At 59.5% G+C, this 16445-nt stretch carries 12 protein-coding genes and 1 tRNA gene; 6 read left to right on the top strand and 7 right to left on the bottom strand.

Going from position 1 to position 16445, the window contains the following annotated elements:
- The first annotated feature begins 50 nt into the window (after window positions 1–50).
- A tRNA-Met gene (locus F3J08_RS05010) sits at window positions 51–127 on the top strand.
- Window positions 128–763: 636 nt separating this feature from the next.
- On the opposite strand, the gene F3J08_RS05015 is transcribed toward F3J08_RS05010, so the two are convergent.
- The 7 genes from F3J08_RS05015 to F3J08_RS05045 all read right to left on the bottom strand — a co-directional run bounded on the left by F3J08_RS05015 (window position 764) and on the right by F3J08_RS05045 (window position 8899).
- Window positions 764–1909: an alpha-hydroxy acid oxidase gene (locus F3J08_RS05015; RefSeq protein ID WP_166928694.1), complete on the bottom strand. Its 1146-nt coding sequence runs from the start codon at window positions 1907–1909 to the stop codon at window positions 764–766.
- Complete coding sequence (locus tag F3J08_RS05020) at window positions 1903–3213, bottom strand: MFS transporter (RefSeq protein WP_166928695.1); 1311 nt, start codon at window positions 3211–3213, stop codon at window positions 1903–1905. The genes F3J08_RS05015 and F3J08_RS05020 overlap by 7 nt, the downstream gene beginning before the upstream one ends.
- A gap of 118 nt (window positions 3214–3331) precedes the next feature.
- Window positions 3332–4264 (bottom strand): sugar phosphate isomerase/epimerase, encoded by a 933-nt coding sequence (locus F3J08_RS05025; RefSeq protein WP_166928696.1) that lies wholly within the window; start codon window positions 4262–4264, stop codon window positions 3332–3334.
- A gap of 67 nt (window positions 4265–4331) precedes the next feature.
- On the bottom strand, window positions 4332–5696 hold the full coding sequence (locus F3J08_RS05030) for an MFS transporter (protein WP_166928697.1): 1365 nt from the start codon (window positions 5694–5696) through the stop codon (window positions 4332–4334).
- Window positions 5697–5765: 69 nt separating this feature from the next.
- A complete protein-coding gene (gene denD, locus F3J08_RS05035; protein WP_166928698.1) occupies window positions 5766–6752 on the bottom strand; it encodes a D-erythronate dehydrogenase in 987 nt (328 codons plus the stop codon).
- Between the two features lie 70 nt (window positions 6753–6822).
- Window positions 6823–7776, bottom strand: coding sequence for a LysR family transcriptional regulator (locus F3J08_RS05040; protein WP_122049358.1), 954 nt, complete (start codon window positions 7774–7776; stop codon window positions 6823–6825).
- Window positions 7777–7936: 160 nt separating this feature from the next.
- A complete protein-coding gene (locus F3J08_RS05045; protein WP_166928699.1) occupies window positions 7937–8899 on the bottom strand; it encodes a LysR family transcriptional regulator in 963 nt (320 codons plus the stop codon).
- A gap of 143 nt (window positions 8900–9042) precedes the next feature.
- Between F3J08_RS05045 and F3J08_RS05050 the strand changes: the two genes are divergently transcribed.
- The 5 genes from F3J08_RS05050 to F3J08_RS05070 all read left to right on the top strand — a co-directional run bounded on the left by F3J08_RS05050 (window position 9043) and on the right by F3J08_RS05070 (window position 16433).
- Window positions 9043–10014 carry a 3-hydroxyacyl-CoA dehydrogenase family protein gene (locus F3J08_RS05050; protein ID WP_023978637.1) on the top strand — a complete coding sequence of 324 codons (972 nt, stop codon included), beginning with the start codon at window positions 9043–9045 and terminating at the stop codon, window positions 10012–10014.
- 474 nt (window positions 10015–10488) lie between these two features.
- Window positions 10489–11064, top strand: coding sequence for a biliverdin-producing heme oxygenase (locus F3J08_RS05055; protein WP_166928700.1), 576 nt, complete (start codon window positions 10489–10491; stop codon window positions 11062–11064).
- Window positions 11057–13615: an HWE histidine kinase domain-containing protein gene (locus F3J08_RS05060; RefSeq protein ID WP_166928701.1), complete on the top strand. Its 2559-nt coding sequence runs from the start codon at window positions 11057–11059 to the stop codon at window positions 13613–13615. The genes F3J08_RS05055 and F3J08_RS05060 overlap by 8 nt, the downstream gene beginning before the upstream one ends.
- Before the next feature lie 95 nt (window positions 13616–13710).
- The gene (locus F3J08_RS05065) at window positions 13711–14943 is read left to right on the top strand and encodes a putative DNA modification/repair radical SAM protein (protein WP_122049568.1); all 1233 of its coding nucleotides are present in this window, start codon (window positions 13711–13713) and stop codon (window positions 14941–14943) included.
- Window positions 14940–16433: a UdgX family uracil-DNA binding protein gene (locus F3J08_RS05070; RefSeq protein ID WP_370458671.1), complete on the top strand. Its 1494-nt coding sequence runs from the start codon at window positions 14940–14942 to the stop codon at window positions 16431–16433. The genes F3J08_RS05065 and F3J08_RS05070 overlap by 4 nt, the downstream gene beginning before the upstream one ends.
- The last annotated feature ends 12 nt before the right edge of the window (window positions 16434–16445 follow it).

Consider the following 16445-nt stretch of genomic DNA (forward strand, 5'->3'; position numbering starts at 1 on the left):
GTCGGTCGCCGCCAGGTCCCCTGATCCACCCCACAAAAACACCCCACCCTCGCGGGGTGGAGCAGCCCGGTAGCTCGTCAGGCTCATAACCTGAAGGCCGCAGGTTCAAATCCTGCCCCCGCAACCAAAATATTTATACAAATTCCTACGCAACGCCTCAGCGTCACAGCCTGAGGCGTTTTTGGCGTTCCTGGCTTCACAAACTCAGCCTACGTTTGACAGCGCAATCAACCTGCACCCCATCGTGATCTGGTGATCTGGTGATCTGGTGATCTGGTGATCTGGTGATCTGGTGATCTGGTGCATCACGCACAACACACTTTGCAGTCTCTCCAAAGATACATCTACGCCTGCATCACCCGGCACCCGGCACCCGCCACCCGCAGGGCCAGTCATGGGGCAGACTGGTCTTTTAGGTCGACAGGGCCGGGATGATGGCTCCGTTAGGTGGGGGGAGAGCAAAGAGGCAGATTCAGACGAGAGAGATGATTCAAGTGCTCATACGCTCTTGTGATCGTCTTACTCATCAGCCCGTCGTTTGGGCGATCCAAAATCATTCTGATAAGCGCGGTGACCATGCGTCAGTCACCAGCGTCTGGTTGGCCTCGTCGGCAGACATGATGGTCCCGGACAAACCTATGTCCGCTTATAGGCCGTCATATCAAACGCTACCTGATTTCGTGCGGGCTTCAGTCTGGCCGCAGCACAGATCGGAGAGAAAGCCTGAGCCTAGACGCGCAATATTTTCCTCCAGCCGTCCTGATCAGATGCACATCTCCTCACGCAATGCCTCGCACGAACTTACGCCCATCAGCGACATGTCAGTGTGCACTTCACGCTGCAAAAGACCGATCGCATGACGGATCGACGCCTCGCCGCCCAGGCAGGCAGCATAGAGGAAGGGGCGGCCTACAAGCACCGCCGAAGCGCCACGCATCAGGGCCTTGATCACATCCGTGCCACGTCGAAAACCACTATCAACCAGCACGGTCATATCTGCGCTTTCAGCCTTCACCGCGCTGAGCACATCAATCGGGGAGACCGCACAGTCGAGCTGTCGCCCCCCATGATTGGACACGACAATACCATCGGCCCCGAGTTCCCTGGCTAGCCGCGCATCGTGGGGGGAGAGAATACCCTTTATGATGAGTGCGCCTCTCCAGTGTCGCCTCAGCATCTCGACATGCTTCCAGCTGAAGCTCGGGTAACCCGTTACAGCATTGATCTCGCGCGAAAAAATTGAGGGTCTGGCAACCGGGTCGATATTGCTGATTGCGGGAATTCCGCGTTGTTGCAACGTGCGCCATCCCGTTTTGTAAAGCCAGGAAGGATGACCGATCATATCCGCTACAAGACGTGCGGTCGGTCTGAATGGCATCGTATAGCCGTTGCGCTTGTTATTCTCCCGGTTCGACCCGACAGCGACATCGGCCGTGAGCATATACGCGGAAAAACCCGCATCGGCGACACGAGCGGCCATACGCCTAATGTTGTCTTCGTCGGGTTTTTGATACCCGGCAAACCAGCATCCCGGATAGGACCGTCCGATTTCTTCCATGGGCGTGATGGCGTTCGCGCTCAGAACGTAGGGTATGCGTGCCGCCCTGGCCGCGCGGGCCATGGCATTGTCCGCATCATAGCCAACGACGGCTGAGGCGCCCATGGGTGCGATCATGAACGGGCTGGCGTACTCCTGACCGAACAGCGTGATTTTCTGACTACATGAGGACACGTCGCGCAGAACACGCGGGATTGTTTTGATCCGAGCCAGCGCCGCGAGGTTATGCCGGACCGTAGCGCCGTCATCAGCTCCGCCCGCGACATAGCCGAAAATCGCACGTGGCAGATGCCGTTTTGCAAGATGCTCGAAATCGTTGAGGTTCAGGATAGACGAGGCAGATTTCAGCATGGCTCATGTCTCACATTTACAGGCTGTCGCGCTCTTGCGTCCTCGAATCTTTTGTCCAGCGGGAGAGGGGCAATGGGGCCGACAATGAAAAGATAGGACAGTGCCCCGAGCAGGCCGAAGAACCCGGTCGCGCAAAGCGGGACGAGGAATGAACCGTGGGTCAGACTGACCATTAGCCCCGTGAAGCTCGCAATCACGATACCGGCGATATTGGCCGCGCTGTTCTGCATCCCACCAAGTGTCGCAACAAGGTCCGGGCTGGGGGCGAGGTCGGCCGGCAGCGACCAGATATTCGCACCAGTGAAGGCAATGCCCCCAAACGAAAGTGAGAGGAGCGTGATGCAAAGCCATGTCTCGGTCACGAAAGCGGTCAGGGCAATGACCGACGAGAGAAGCAATCCACCAACGAGGCAGGTTTTGCGTGCGGCAGTAAGGCTCCACCCATGATGGTGGAGGCGATCGGATGACCATCCCCCGAGCCAGGCAGCCGGAATGGCGATGACACCCGGGATCATGCCGATCAGCCCGAGATCCTTGAGCGAAAAACCGTGGGCTGAAACGAGGTAGCTCGGAAACCAGGTGGCGAAGAAATAGAATACGAAATTGGCGCAAAAGAAGCCCAGCATCATACCCCAGACGGAGCGGTGTTTCAGCAGGGCTTTCCAGCTACCGGGAGGGGCTCTCAGGGCTGGCGGTTGAGTGGCTTTCAGGCGCGCAAGCTCGTCTGCCCTGACCCTCGGATGGGCATCGGGGTCATGATAGAGCCCAAACCATACTGCGACCCAGACAAGGCCAAGTGCTCCTGCCGCCACAAAGGCGAGACGCCATCCCAGCCATGCGATGAGCAGCGCCACGACAGGCATTGATAGAGCTGCGCCGGCGCGGGAGCCGCTATCGAATATGCCGGCTGCAAGACCTCGTTCCGCCTTGGGGAACCAGAGCGATGCGACCTTGGCATTGGAGGGATAGCTGCCGGCCTCACCGACGCCAAGCGCCAGTCTGAGCCCCAATATGCTCAAGGGGCCGCGAACAAGCGCTGTCAGAGCCGTGCAGACCGACCACCAGATCACGGCAAAAGCATAGGCAGAGCGCACCCCCACCCGATCCACGATCATGCCGAATGGCAATTGCATGAATGCGTAGGTCCAGAAGAACCCACCCAGAATAACGCCAAGGACAGCCGGATCGATATGAAGTTCGCGGGCCATGAACGGGGCGGCAATCGCGATTGTCGCCCTGTCGATATAATTGATGGTGGTGGCAGCAAAGCAGAGGATGATCATTAGCCAGCGAAGTCGGGGCATGATCTCTCTCCGATCATGAGCGAGGGAAGGAGTGTCGGTGTGGCAGACAGGCTGGGCCGGCTGACCGCTCAGTTCTCTGCAGGCCCAAAACGGTGGGGCCCGCAGAGAAGGGGAGGGTTCAGGCCTTGCGGGGTAGAACCCGACGCAGATACTCGCGATTGGTAGCGCTGACGCTCAGGCCGTCACCGCCGTAGTGCTCGACCAGAAAGGCGCTTTTGAAACCATGGGCGAGAGCCATCTTGATGGCCGCGCGATAGCTGATCACCCCGAATTCGAGCGGCGCCGGGGCCGTGACGACCATGCCAGTGGTCGCGTCTTCCGTGCGGTAGTAATTCTTGACGTGCCAGTAGCGGGCAAACGGTGCGACTTTCTGCATCATCGAGGCCCAGTGCTCGACAGGGCGATGCAGTCGGACCAGATTGCCCAGATCGGCATTGATGCCCACTGCAGGGTGATCGACATCCTGTACGAAGCGTACCGCGCTGTCTGCCGTGCCCAGATAGGTATCCTCATACATCTCCAGCGACAGACCGACCCCGACTTCCTGCGCATGACGTGCAAGTTCGCGGATGCGATCGACCGCTTTCTTCCATACGGACGGGTCATCGGGATTGACGCTGCCCTGCGCAGTCCAGAACCAGAGCGCCGCCTTTTGCGGGGGCGTAAGGGGATAAAATAGGCCGAAAGAGACTTCGGCAATGCCAAGTCTGGCCGCTGTGTCGATCACCCTGTGGCTATAGGCCAGATTCTCGTCGCCAGCCTCGGGATCGATGACCGAGCGCCGTGCGGTGGAAAGGCCCGGCATGGTCAGGCCCGCTTCCCGGACGAGATCGGCGAAGATTTTAAGGCGGGCCTCCGGCAGATCGGCGAGGCGTATCCAGGAGTCCGTGGGGTCGATTTCCGTGAAACCTGCATCAGTCACTTCAGACAGCGTGGCGGCCCATTGCTCCGGCGTCTGATCCTGCACGCTCGATCCGTCTGGCAGGATATTGGCATACTGGATCATGGCGGCAGCGATGGGCCAGTTGGTGCGATCATAGGTGGTCGACATGGTCGGTTCCTTCATGATGATGGAGGGCGAGAGGCCCTGACATCGGGCAAGGCGCGTGCGCATGCGCTCAATGCACGGGGCGATGCCGGGGGTGATGAGGGGGCGAATGCTCGGGGTTGTTGGTGCGCGGCAGGAACGCTGCGATGACAAGGCCGATCACGCCGGACAGGGCGACGGCGTAAAGTCCGGCCATGGGGGTGTGCCAGAACCCGGTGGCAAAGCTTCGGATATTCGGAGCGGCGAACCCGCCGAGATTACCCAGCGCATTGATGAGCGCGATCGCGCCGGCAGCCTGCACCCCGGTGAAATGGGCAAGCGGGAAATTCCAGAACACGGCCTGCACCGTGACAACGCCCGCTGCGGCAATGCACAGACCGATCAGAGCGACAGGTCCGTAGCCAGAGCCTGATATTACGAGCCCGATTGCTGCCGCCGCGAGACAGCCCAACAGCCCGAAGCGTGGGGCATCGTGCTTCTGGACAAGTTTCGTGACGACATAGGTGGAGAGAATGGCGCAGGCCCAGGGAATGGCACTGACCAGCCCGACACGCAGGCCGATTTTCTCATGCAGGATGGTCGAGACCTGCTCGGGCAGGTAAAAGACCACGCCATAGCTGGCAATCTGCATCACCATATAAAGCGCCAGAAACTGAAGCAGCTTGGTGGAATGGAGCAGGGCAGCCAGTCTGACACTGTGGCCCGTCGCCCCGGCCTTGCTGGCGGCCTCGCGCTCGAGGACGGTTGAGAGCGTGGCTTTCTCTTCTGTCGTCAGCCATTTGACGTCCTGCGGCCTGTCGGGCAACACGAAATAGGTGGCGATCCCCATGGCTACGGCCAGTCCGCCCTCGAGCAGGAACATCCACTGCCATCCGGCGAGACCGAAGGCGCCATCAAGACCGAACAGCGCACCCGAGAGCGGATTGCCGAAGGTCATCGCGAGCGGATAGCCGAAATAGAACACGCCCAGGACGCGGGTGCGCTCTTTTTCGGGAAACCAGAATGTCAGATAGAGCATGATGCCGGGAAAGAAGCCGGCCTCTGTCACGCCCAGCAGCGTACGCAGCAGCACAAAGGACAGATTGCCCTGGGTGAACATCATGGCGGCCGAGACAAGCCCCCATGTCACCATGATGCGGGCCATCCAGCGTCTGGCCCCGACGCGATAGAGAATGAGATTGCTCGGGATTTCGAACAGGGCGTAACCGACGAAGAAGATACCTGCACCGAAGGCAAACATGGCATCCGAGACGCCGACATCGGTTTGCAGCGCCTGCTTGGCCGATGAGATATTCGACCGGTCAAGAAAGGCCACGATATACATGAGGATGAGGAAGGGCAGCAGCTTGGCAAAGGCCTTGCCGGTTGCTCGGGCGCGCAGGGTGTCTTGCGAAGGCGCTTCGGCGCGCGGACTTGTTTTCTGATCGGGGCTCATGGTGCATGTGCTCCTCGCTCGCGCCAGTCTTGTGAGACTGGCGCGATGCTGGTCAGGCGGAAAAGAGGGTCAGGCGATCCGCCCTGCGAGTTCGTCTTCGATGTGAGCCCGGATGATCTCATCGAAGCTCTGCTCGGTCGTGAAGCCCAGCGAAAGGGCCCGGCTCGGGTCAAAGCCTCTGGCCCATCCGGCCACGATGCGAGCTATGGCCTCGTCGGGCTCCCGGCGGATGAGTGCGACCGCTTTTTCTCCGGCAACGCGGCGAAGGGCGGCAATCTGTTCTCCCACCGTGATCGACAGGGCGGGCAGGGAGAGATTGGGTCGCTCGCCCAGCCGGTTCAGATCGAGCACTGCGGCATGACGCAGGAATTGCACAGCCGAACGAGGGCTCGTCATCCAGTGGCGTGTGGTGTCAGGCACGGGCAGAGTTGCCTCAAGCCCGACCAGCGGCTCGCGTATGATGCCGGAGAAGAACCCGGAGGCCGCGCGGTTGGGTTTGCCGGGGCGGACGCAAATGGTCGGCAGACGCAGGCCGATACCATCGAAAATGCCTCGGCGGCGGTAATCGGCCAGCAGCAATTCGCCCATGGCCTTTTGCGTGCCGTAGCTGGTTTGCGGTGTCAGGATGTAGTCATCGGGAATGACATCGGGAAAATCACCGCCGAATACGGCGTTGGATGAGGCAAAGACAACGCGGGGTTTCCAGCCCTCACGCGCGCCATGATGGCGAATAGCCTCGAACAGCGCCCGTGTCCCATCGAGATTGACGCTGTATCCCTTTTCGAAATCGGCCTCGGCCTCGCCAGAAACAATAGCAGCGAGATGGAAGATGATGTTGGGGCGGCCGCTCAATAGGCGGTCGGCGGCGCCCGGCTGGGTGAGGTCGCATGTCATGGTTTCGCATCGTCCCGAGAACCCGGCTGGCGCTGAAGGTGCGACCACATCCGCGAGCGTCAGGATTTCGGGGCCGTCTGTTCCGGGAAGGGGATTCGCGACCAGGCTTTCAGTGAATTTGCGCCCGATCATGCCTGCTGCGCCAATGACGAGGATATGCATCTGTGTCACCTTTTCGTTCGGACTGGGCCGAATGGAGATGAACGAAACCTATCCGAAAGTTAATGGCGCGCTAGAAGCAAGATTGAACCGACCGATCAGGAATTCTGATCGACTCCTGTTCTATGGCGCTGAAAACCAGCTGGGCCGCAGGGGAAAGCGGTCGTCCCGGCTGGCTGATGAGCGAGAAGGGCCCGAGGAAATCGGGCATGGCAACTGAAAGACGGCGTATGAGCCCGGCCTTTTCGTAATGTTGGCTCACGCTGCAGGGGATGACCGCCAGCAGGCAGGAATGAAGCAACAGGTCGATGGTCGCGAACATCGAAGACGCTTCGATGGGATGGGCGGGCAAGGGCAGGAGTGCCGTGGTGAACGCGGCTTCTATTGCCCGTCTCATGGGGCTTGGCGCCGTCTGGAGAATCCATTTCTCGTTCGCTACGTCCTGCAGTGTCAGGGTGCCGGGGTCGGGCATCGGGTTATGGATGCTGGTCACGACGCAAAGCGGCTCCTGGGCGAGCTCACGGCAATCGAGTGCCATTGGGCCGTGCAAGCCGAGTGCGCGCCCGATGACAAAATCGAGGCGACCTGTTTCCATGCCCAGCAAGAGCGCATCGCTTGTGTCGATGGTCAGTGAGAGACTGATGCCGGGCTGCGTCTGGGCGATGCGGGCAAAGACGGGCGAAATGATATCGGGCAGGGCAGCCACAATCGAGCCCACGCGCACCGTGCCATAGGTCCCTTCCTGCATTGCGTTCATATCGAGCTGGAGCCTGTCGATATCATTGAGCATCAGTCGGGCATGGCGTGCGGCCAGAACGCCGCTTGGGGTGGGAAATACCCCCTGTGACGAGCGCTCGAAAAGGCGTGTGTTCAGGGCGTGTTCGACTTCCTGCAGCAACTTGGACACCGAAGGCTGGGAGAGATTCATCCGCTCGGCAGCGCGGTGCAGGTTATTGGTCGCTTCAAGTTCCAGAATGAGCCGGAGATGACGCAGCTTGAGACGGTTGATGAGAGAATGGGCGGTCATGAGATGGATATCCGCGTCACATAACGAGTGGACAGCCGCTGGGGCTCAGGGGCGCGCATGGGGCTTCAGATGCGCTCTCGCGCCATGACAATTGCTGAATCATATGCTGTATCGAAGGCTCCGCCGAAACGTAACCAGTGGAGTCATGATACGGGCGCACCTAGGCCTGCGGGCTCAGCGATATCTGCGGGATGCACTGGCGCAGGAGTGTCATGACAGTGAGCGCTGCCGGAGTTGGCGCGCGTTCACGCACGGTCATGATCCCCCATGGGGCGACATTGAAGGAAAAATCGATCGGCAGAATTGCGATCTGACCGAAATCCGATTGCAGGGCGGCGGCCGGAGCCGAAAGCAGGGTGAGCGCCTGGCTGCGCGTGATGTAGGCGAGTGTCATCATCCAGGAATCCGATGAGACGATGCGGGTTGGCAGGGGCAGTTCGCGCTCGAGAAAGAGTTCCTCTAGGCGCTGGCGCGACCGGCTGCCGCGACGCTGGAGAATCCAGGGAAGTTCAGACAGGGTTTCGAGCGTGTGCGGCCCTGAAGCTGCGAGCGGATGGTCTGGAGCTGCTGCCACAACGAGTTGCTCTGACGCAATCTCCTCGTAGCTCACAGGATGAGCCGACGGAATGACGGGGCGACGGCCCAGCATGATGTCGATCTGTCCATCGATGAGCATCTGGAAAAGACTGTCGCTTGGGCCACTGCGTATCTCGAGCTCGATTTCAGGATAATCATCCTGTGCAATGCGCAACATGTCGGCGAGCGACTGCACCACCGGGCCATCGATGGCGCCAATCGAGACATGGCCAATCCTGCCATCGACAAGGGCGTTCAGTTCAACGCGGGTACGCTCGAGTTCATCGAGCATGACAAGCGCGTGGCGGGTCAGAACCTCGCCTGCAAAGGTGGGGATCATCCGTCGCCCCTCCAGCCGGAACAGCCGGATTTTCATCAACTCCTCGAGATCGCCGATGAGTTTGGAAGCGGCAGGCTGGGCCATGCCAAGGCTCTCGGCCGCGGCCAACAGGGTCGAGTGGCGCGAAAAAGCCGCGAGAAGTTGCAGATGCCGAAGCTTGAGGCGCGACGCGATGAACCAGAACGGGCCAAGATGGGAATGTGACATGGCAAGTTTCATATTAAAATAGGTATGGATCGTATCGATACGAATATTGGACGCTCCCCGTTCCGGGTGAATATTTCTACGTCCACGACATCGCTGGAACATCCCGTTTCCAGCGTCCATCAAAATGATCGTGAGGAAATATCATGGCCGTTCAGACAATCAGAAGCGCTGCTGTCATCGGTGCGGGCTATATGGGCGGCGGTATTGCGCAAAGCATGGCGGCGGCCGGTATGCGTGTCACGCTGGCTGATATTTCGCCCGAGGCCACGCAGCGCGCGCATGAACGCCTGCTGGGTGAGGCGCGCGCCTTCGAGGATCAGGGGCTCATCCTGCCGGGCAGCTATGATCGTATCATGACCAATCTCACCACGGCTGCCTCAATCGAGGATGCCGTGCGCGACGTCGATTTCATCGAAGAGGCCGTTTTCGAGCGTGAAGACGTCAAGAAAGAGGTCCTGGGGCGCATCAGCGCAGCCGCGCGGCCCGATGCCATTATCGGGACCAACACCTCCACCATTCCTGTGCACGTTCTCGCCCCGTTTGTGACAGGGCAGGCCCGTTTTCTCACCGTACATTTCAGCAATCCGGCCCCGTTCATTCCGGGTGTCGAGCTTGTATCGGGTGTGGAGACGACAAAGGAGGTCGTGGCAACGGTCAAGGAGATGCTGGGCCGCGTGAATCGCCAGTCGGCCGAGGTGGCAGATCGCCCGACCTTTGTGCTGAACCGCCTGCAATATGTGCTGTTCAAGGAAGCGAACACCATTGTGGAAGAGGGGATCGCCACGCCGCAGGATGTGGACACGATCGTGCGCTCCACCTTCGGCTTCCGCCTGCCTTTCTTCGGGCCTTTTGCCATCGCCGACATGGCGGGTCTGGAAGTGTATGTGAACGGTTTCGTGACGGCCGAGAATGCGTTTGGCGAGCGTCTTTCATGCCCGGACACGGTGAAGAAGCTCGTTGCGGAGGGCAAATACGGGGTCAAGAACGGCGCGGGATATTACGGGCAATATACGCCGGAGGAGGCGGCAGCGCTCGTGGCCTACCGGAACAAGGCCTATGCCAAGATGGCAGAACTGCTGCGTGAGCTCGGCCCGTCGCCTCTCGAAAAGAAATGATCCTCAAAGCCCGAGCCTTTTCACAGCTCTTACGGGACACCGTAAGAGCTGTTTGCTGGAAGGCTCTCAAAGAGCAGAGTCACCGTAACGTGGTGTCCGGAACATAAGGAGCACATATTGCAAAGTAGAGCGTATCGCAAAAACCTCTCCGATACGGTGTCAGGACCTCCCTGTGGAACGCGATTTGTCACATGGTCACCAAGCCAAACTACATCTCGGCCTTAGTCCCCATCAGGTCGAATAGGACGATGCCCGGCACAGGGGTGCGGTTTATTGTGTGCAACGATTTATTTACGGACTTCGTTTCTCGTTAACTTTATACTTGAAAATATTACCTAAAAACGATTTCATGGTCGGGGTGGGAAAACTTCGAGTTTACATTGCGCTACAGAGTGATTTAAATGGAAAGTCATTCACGTTGGCGGAACGGAACTTCGAGGTCATGTCTGATAGGGTGAGTTTCCCGGGATTGTCGTGCTGAGGGCCGAAAGCTCCCGTCGTGCTGCGTTGCGCGCGCATGTGCATGAGGCGCACGAGCAGCTCGATCACCTTATCGGAGATCTCGCGTCAGTGGGGAACTATCGGCGCTATGTTGCCGGTATTGCCGGTTTCCGCCTCGCTGCCGAAAATGCCCTTCAGGGGCAAATCTACCCCACATGGTTTGAGGGCTGGCGACCTGTCAGTATGCAACGCAGTCTGAATGAAGACCTGCAGTCTCTTGAGATCGTTCCGCCCGAGATCAAGGCGATTGCCGCGCCTGCAACAGATTCAGAACTTCTGGGTATGCTTTATACGCTCGAGGGATCGGCGCTGGGCGGGCGAGTAATTGCGCGGCGCGCTGCGGCCCTTGGCTTCGATGCGACCTATGGAGCCAGTCATCTGGCCGAACAGACGGCGACGCCAGATAACTGGCGCAGCTTCCTGGTCCTTCTGGAAAATGCTCCCGAATTTGATGCGGATGAAGCAGGGCGCGCCGCTGCCACCCTGTTCCGTCATGCGCGTGATGCTGTGAAGATGGTCGATCGCGCCGAGGAAAAAGTCGATGGCTGAGTTTGGTCAGGTCGATCTGACGAGTTGTGATCGCGAGCCGATCCACATTCCAGGGAGCATCCAGCCTCATGGCTGTCTGATCACCTGCACGATCAACGATTTTGTTGTTCTGCGGCACTCGGCCAATGCACCGGCAATGCTGCATCATGAGGGGCTGGGGATCGGGGCTGACCTGATCGCGCTTTTTGGTGCGGATGTCATTCATGACATCCGTAATGGCCTGACTCTGAGCGTGACGCAGCGTCGCCCGGTTTTCCTGCTCAATCAGGAGCTGGGACCGGATCTGTTTTTCGATCTGGCGGTGCATATCGTTAACGGTGAGGTGGTGCTCGAATGTGAGCCAGCCGCGCCGACGCACCGTGCCACCAAGTTTCTCACCCAGCTTCACGGCATGATGGACCGTGTACGCAAGACGACCGATATCACGCGCCTTTTCGATGTCGTGACCATGCTCATGCGCGGCCTGCTCGAATATGACCGTGTGATGGTCTATCGCTTTGCCGATGACTGGTCTGGCAAGGTCGTCTCGGAAGCGCGGGCGCTTTCGCTCGAAAGCTTTCTGGGGCAGCATTTTCCGAGCGCCGATATCCCGGCCCAGGCGCGTGAACTCTATCGGCGTTCGCCCATTCGCATGATCGGGGATGTAAAGTTCGTCCCGGTCCCGCTGGTCGAGGGGGAGGGGCTCTCGCCGCTCGATATGTCCCTGGGGCAGCTTCGCAGCGTTTCACCGATCCACTGCGAATATCTGACCAATATGGGCGTTCGCGCCTCCATGTCGATCTCGATCGTCATCGATGGCGCCCTGTGGGGCATGATTGCGTGTCACCATTACGCGCCTCGCGTGCTCCCGATTGCCGAGCGCGCCGTCGTGCAGATGTTTGCGGAGTTCTTTGCGCTTCAGGTTATCGTCATCCTCAAGACCACGCGCCTTCAGGTTGCGGAGCGAACGCACGGGCTGATCGAGAGCGTCCTGCGCAATGCCGCCTCCGTGTCCGATATGCCCGCCTATCTGCGCGGGCAGATCAGTCGTCTGGCACCGCTCATACAGTCCGATGGTATTGCCATCTGGATCGATAATGAATGGACGGGACACGGGATTGCAGCGCCTCGCGAGGTGCAGGATCGCTTCGTGGAGCTGGCCCGCACGAAGGCTGGAACACAGATCTGGCAGTCGGACCATCTGGTCAAGGATCACCCCTGGATCGCGGCGCATACAGCGCATGTTGCTGGTGTGTTGATCATTCCGATCTCACCCCAACCGGAAAACTACGTTTTCCTGTTTCGCCGTGAAATCGTGCAGACCATCAACTGGGGCGGGGATCCGCAGAAGACTTATCAGCATGGGCCACACGGCCCGCGCCTGACGCCGCGCCAGAGCTTCGCGATCTGGAAAGAGCAGGTGCATGAGCGCTGCCTTCCCTGGTCCAGCTTCGACATCGAGGCCGCGGCCCAACTGCGCTCGGCCCTGATCGAGGTGATGGGCGTCTATCATCAGCAGCAGCTTTCCGAGCGGGCTGACGCCGATTTGCGCCAGCGCATGCTCAATGAGGAACTCAACCACCGCGTGAAGAATATTCTGGCGGTTGTGCAGTCTCTCATCGGTCGCCCTGTGGCCAAAGAGCGCACCATTGAGGAATATGTCGAGATTCTGCGTGGGCGTATCAAGGCACTTGCGAGTGCGCATGATCAGGTTGCGCGCACCGATGGCGGTGGATTGCTGCGCACCCTGCTGGAGGCCGAACTCGAACCCTACCGGCATCAGCCAACCGCCGTCATTCTCGATGGCCCTAATCTATGGCTCCCCGGGCCTGCCCTGTCGGTTGCCGCCCTGACATTGCACGAACTGGCAACCAACGCCGCGAAATATGGCGCGCTTTCGGTGCCGAGCGGCAATCTGCATATCCGCTGGTTCATTGACGAGGCTGAAGGCTGCTGGGTGCTTGAATGGACCGAGACAGGCGGCCCCCACGTCAATCCGCCCAAAGGCAACGGGTTTGGCTCCATTTTGCTCGAACGTGCCATCCCGCATGAACTGGGCGGAACGGCGAAGCGGGAGTTCAGGCCGGAAGGCCTCTTCATCCGCCTGACTTTCCCGGCCCGTCATGCTGTTCTGGTGGCCGAGACAGCCACCGTGCCCGAAGCCGAAGGGCCGATTGTGGCCGATACTGCCCAGACGGAGCGTCTGCACGCGGCCAATGTGCTTCTGGTCGAGGACCAGCTTTTGATTGCGATGGAAACGGAGCAGGCTCTCAGCACCTATGGAGTGCGTCATATCCGTACGGTCTCGTCGGTCTATGAGGCATTGCAGGCCATCAAGGACCGCTGCCCGGATATTGCGCTGCTCGATTTCAACCTGGGCAAGGAAAACTCTCACGAAGTGGCAACGCTTCTGCGCAAGAAGAATGTGCCGTTCATCTTCGCAACGGGCTATGCCGACCGGACAATGATTCCGGCTGAATTCAGGGATGTTCCCGTTCTGCGCAAGCCCTACTCAATCAAGAGCGCCGTTCAGGAATTGCTCCGTGTTTTCCCTGAGGGAGGGGACGCCTGAGGCTAGGGACTGCGGCCTTTTCTGAACAAAATTAACGGCGTTTACCGCACTCTGACGTTCTTGACTTGTTCCTGCACGATACCCATTTCGGGTGTATGAAAAAGACCCTCGCCGCACGTCTGGAAATCCTCTCCGATGCCGCCAAATACGATGCGTCCTGCGCATCGAGCGGCGCGCGTTCGAAGAAGAAACCGGGCGAGGAAGGGCTGGGCTCCAAGGCGCCAAACGGGATCTGTCATGCTTACACGCCCGATGGGCGCTGTATCTCGCTGCTCAAGATCCTGATGACCAATTTCTGCATCTATGACTGCGCTTACTGCATCAATCGCTCATCGTCGAAAATCGAGCGCACGCGGTTTACAGTCGAGGAAATTATCTGGATTACGCTTGAGTTCTACAGGCGTAACTATATTGAGGGTCTGTTCCTCTCTTCGGGCGTCATCCGTTCCTCCGACTATACGATGGAGGAAATGGTACGTGTGGCGCGCGAACTGCGTCTCGTCCACCATTTCCACGGCTATATTCACCTCAAGACAATCCCCGATGCGGCACCGCACCTCATTGAGGAGGCCGGTCTCTATGCAGATCGCCTTTCCATCAACGTGGAAATGCCGACCGATGCCGGATTGGCGGCTTATGCGCCTGAGAAGGATGCGGGCCATATCCGGCAGAGCATGGGCGCGCTGCGCCTGCGTATTCAGGAGTCAGGCGACAAGACGCTGAGTGGCCGTAAGCCAAGACGCTTTGCGCCGGGTGGCCAGAGCACACAGATGATCATCGGAGCCGATAAATCGACCGATCGCGATATCCTGCGCAGCAGTGCCTCGCTCTATTCCGGTTATGCGCTGCGTCGCGTCTATTATTCGGCTTTCAGCCCCATCCCCGATGCCTCGCTGGCCTTGCCCGCCCAGTCTCCCCCGCTCCTGCGGGAGCATCGCCTGTATCAGGCGGACTGGATGGTTCGGTTCTATGGTTTCTCCTTCGAGGAGATCGTTGCTGAACGGCAGGATGGCATGCTCGATCTGGAGCTTGATCCGAAGCTTGCCTGGGCTTTGCAAAACCGCGCCCAGTTTCCGCTCGATCTGAACCGAGCCAGCCGTGAAATGTTGTTGCGCGTACCGGGCCTTGGTCCGCGAAGTGTCGGTGCCCTGCTTTCGGCGCGCCGTCATCGGATCATCAGGCTGGAAGATGTGGAGCGTCTGAACGTGTCCCTGCGCAAGATCAAACCCTTTGTGGTGACAGCGGACTGGTCGCCCGGCCGTCTGATCGACAAGGAGAATCTCGCTGCATCGTTCCGCCCGCAGCCGCAGCAATTGAGCTTGCTGTGAAGTCGATTTCTCTCCCGGCAGATGCCGGGTTTGAACAGTGGCGCAGCACGGCGAGGGCTGCGCTATTACATGGGTTGAGGCCGGACGAGCTCGAATGGGTCACCCCTGACGCAGACCAGCCGGAGCTGTTTGAAGCTGCTGAGCCGGTTGCTGCTTTTGAGCCGACCGCTGACGGCCCGACTCTTTCTGGCGCGCATGTCAGCAAGGCAGGGCTTGCCATGCTTCGTTCGATCCTGCGGTACCGCGATCCGAAGCGTTTCGCTCTTGCCTATCGCCTGCTTTGGCGGCTCCAGACAGAGCCCGCGCTTCCCGCAATTGCCACAGATCCGGAAGTGCGTGAGGCCGCGCGTATGGACCATCAGATCCGTCGCGACGCGCACAAGATGAAGGCATTCCTGCGGTTTCGGGAGGATAACGCAGAAGAGGGCGCGCGGAGGCGTTTTATCGCCTGGTTCGAGCCTGAGCACTATATTCTTGAGACGGTGGCCCCGTTCTTTGCCGAACGCTTTTCAGACATGGACTGGCTCATTCTGACGCCAATCGGGTCGATCCTGTTCGAGAACGGCAAGGCAGCCATTGAAAGAACGCCGTGCGAGCCGCCGGACCTGAAAGATGATGTCGAGACATTGTGGCATCGCTATTATCAGTCGATCTTCAACCCTGCGCGCATCAAGACAAAGGCGATGCGTTCGGAAATGCCGACCAAATACTGGAAGAACCTTCCTGAGACGCGGCTGATTCCATCAATGCTTGCCAATGCCGAAAACCGTGTGGCAGCCATGGTTGCCTTGCAGAATGATGGAACAGCCCCCGGCTTTCATGAGCGCCATCAGGCGGAATGGCAGCGCAAGGCGGAGGAGGTCAGTGCAGCAGAGGCTGGCCTGACGGGACTGCCGGCGCTGGCGACGGCTCTGGAGCGCTGCCAACGCTGCTCATTGTGCCGCCATGCGACACAGGTGGTGCCCGGTATCGGGCCCGAGAACGCATCCCTCATGATGATCGGTGAACAGCCGGGCGATCAGGAGGATTTGCAGGGCAAGCCCTTCGTCGGCCCGGCCGGACAGGTTCTTGACCGTGTTCTTGCAACTGTTGGCATCGAGCGTGAGAATGTCTGGATGACCAATGCGGTCAAGCACTTCAAATTTGTCTCGAAGGGCCGCCGGCGAATTCACCAGACGCCGGACAGAACCGAGATCGTCGCCTGTTCGGACTGGCTCCGTCAGGAGATTGCCCTGGTCCAGCCAAAGCTCATCGTCACGCTGGGTGCAACCGCCTTGCAGTCACTTGAGGGGAAGAGTGCGAGGCTAGGTGCCAGCCGGGGGCATGTGCGCGGCGCCAGTGGCCTGCGCCCCCCGAGCCTCGCAACCATTCACCCGTCCTATCTGCTTCGCCTCCCGGACCCGCAGCGGGCGCAGGAGGAGGAAGCCCGGTTCGAGCAGGAACTCGGCGTCGCACGCGACTGGCTCCGTGCGCAGCAGGCAGCGACGTAGCCAGCGCGTTGC

Source organism: Asaia sp. As-1742, from assembly GCF_011753235.1.
GTDB lineage: Bacteria > Pseudomonadota > Alphaproteobacteria > Acetobacterales > Acetobacteraceae > Asaia > Asaia bogorensis_B.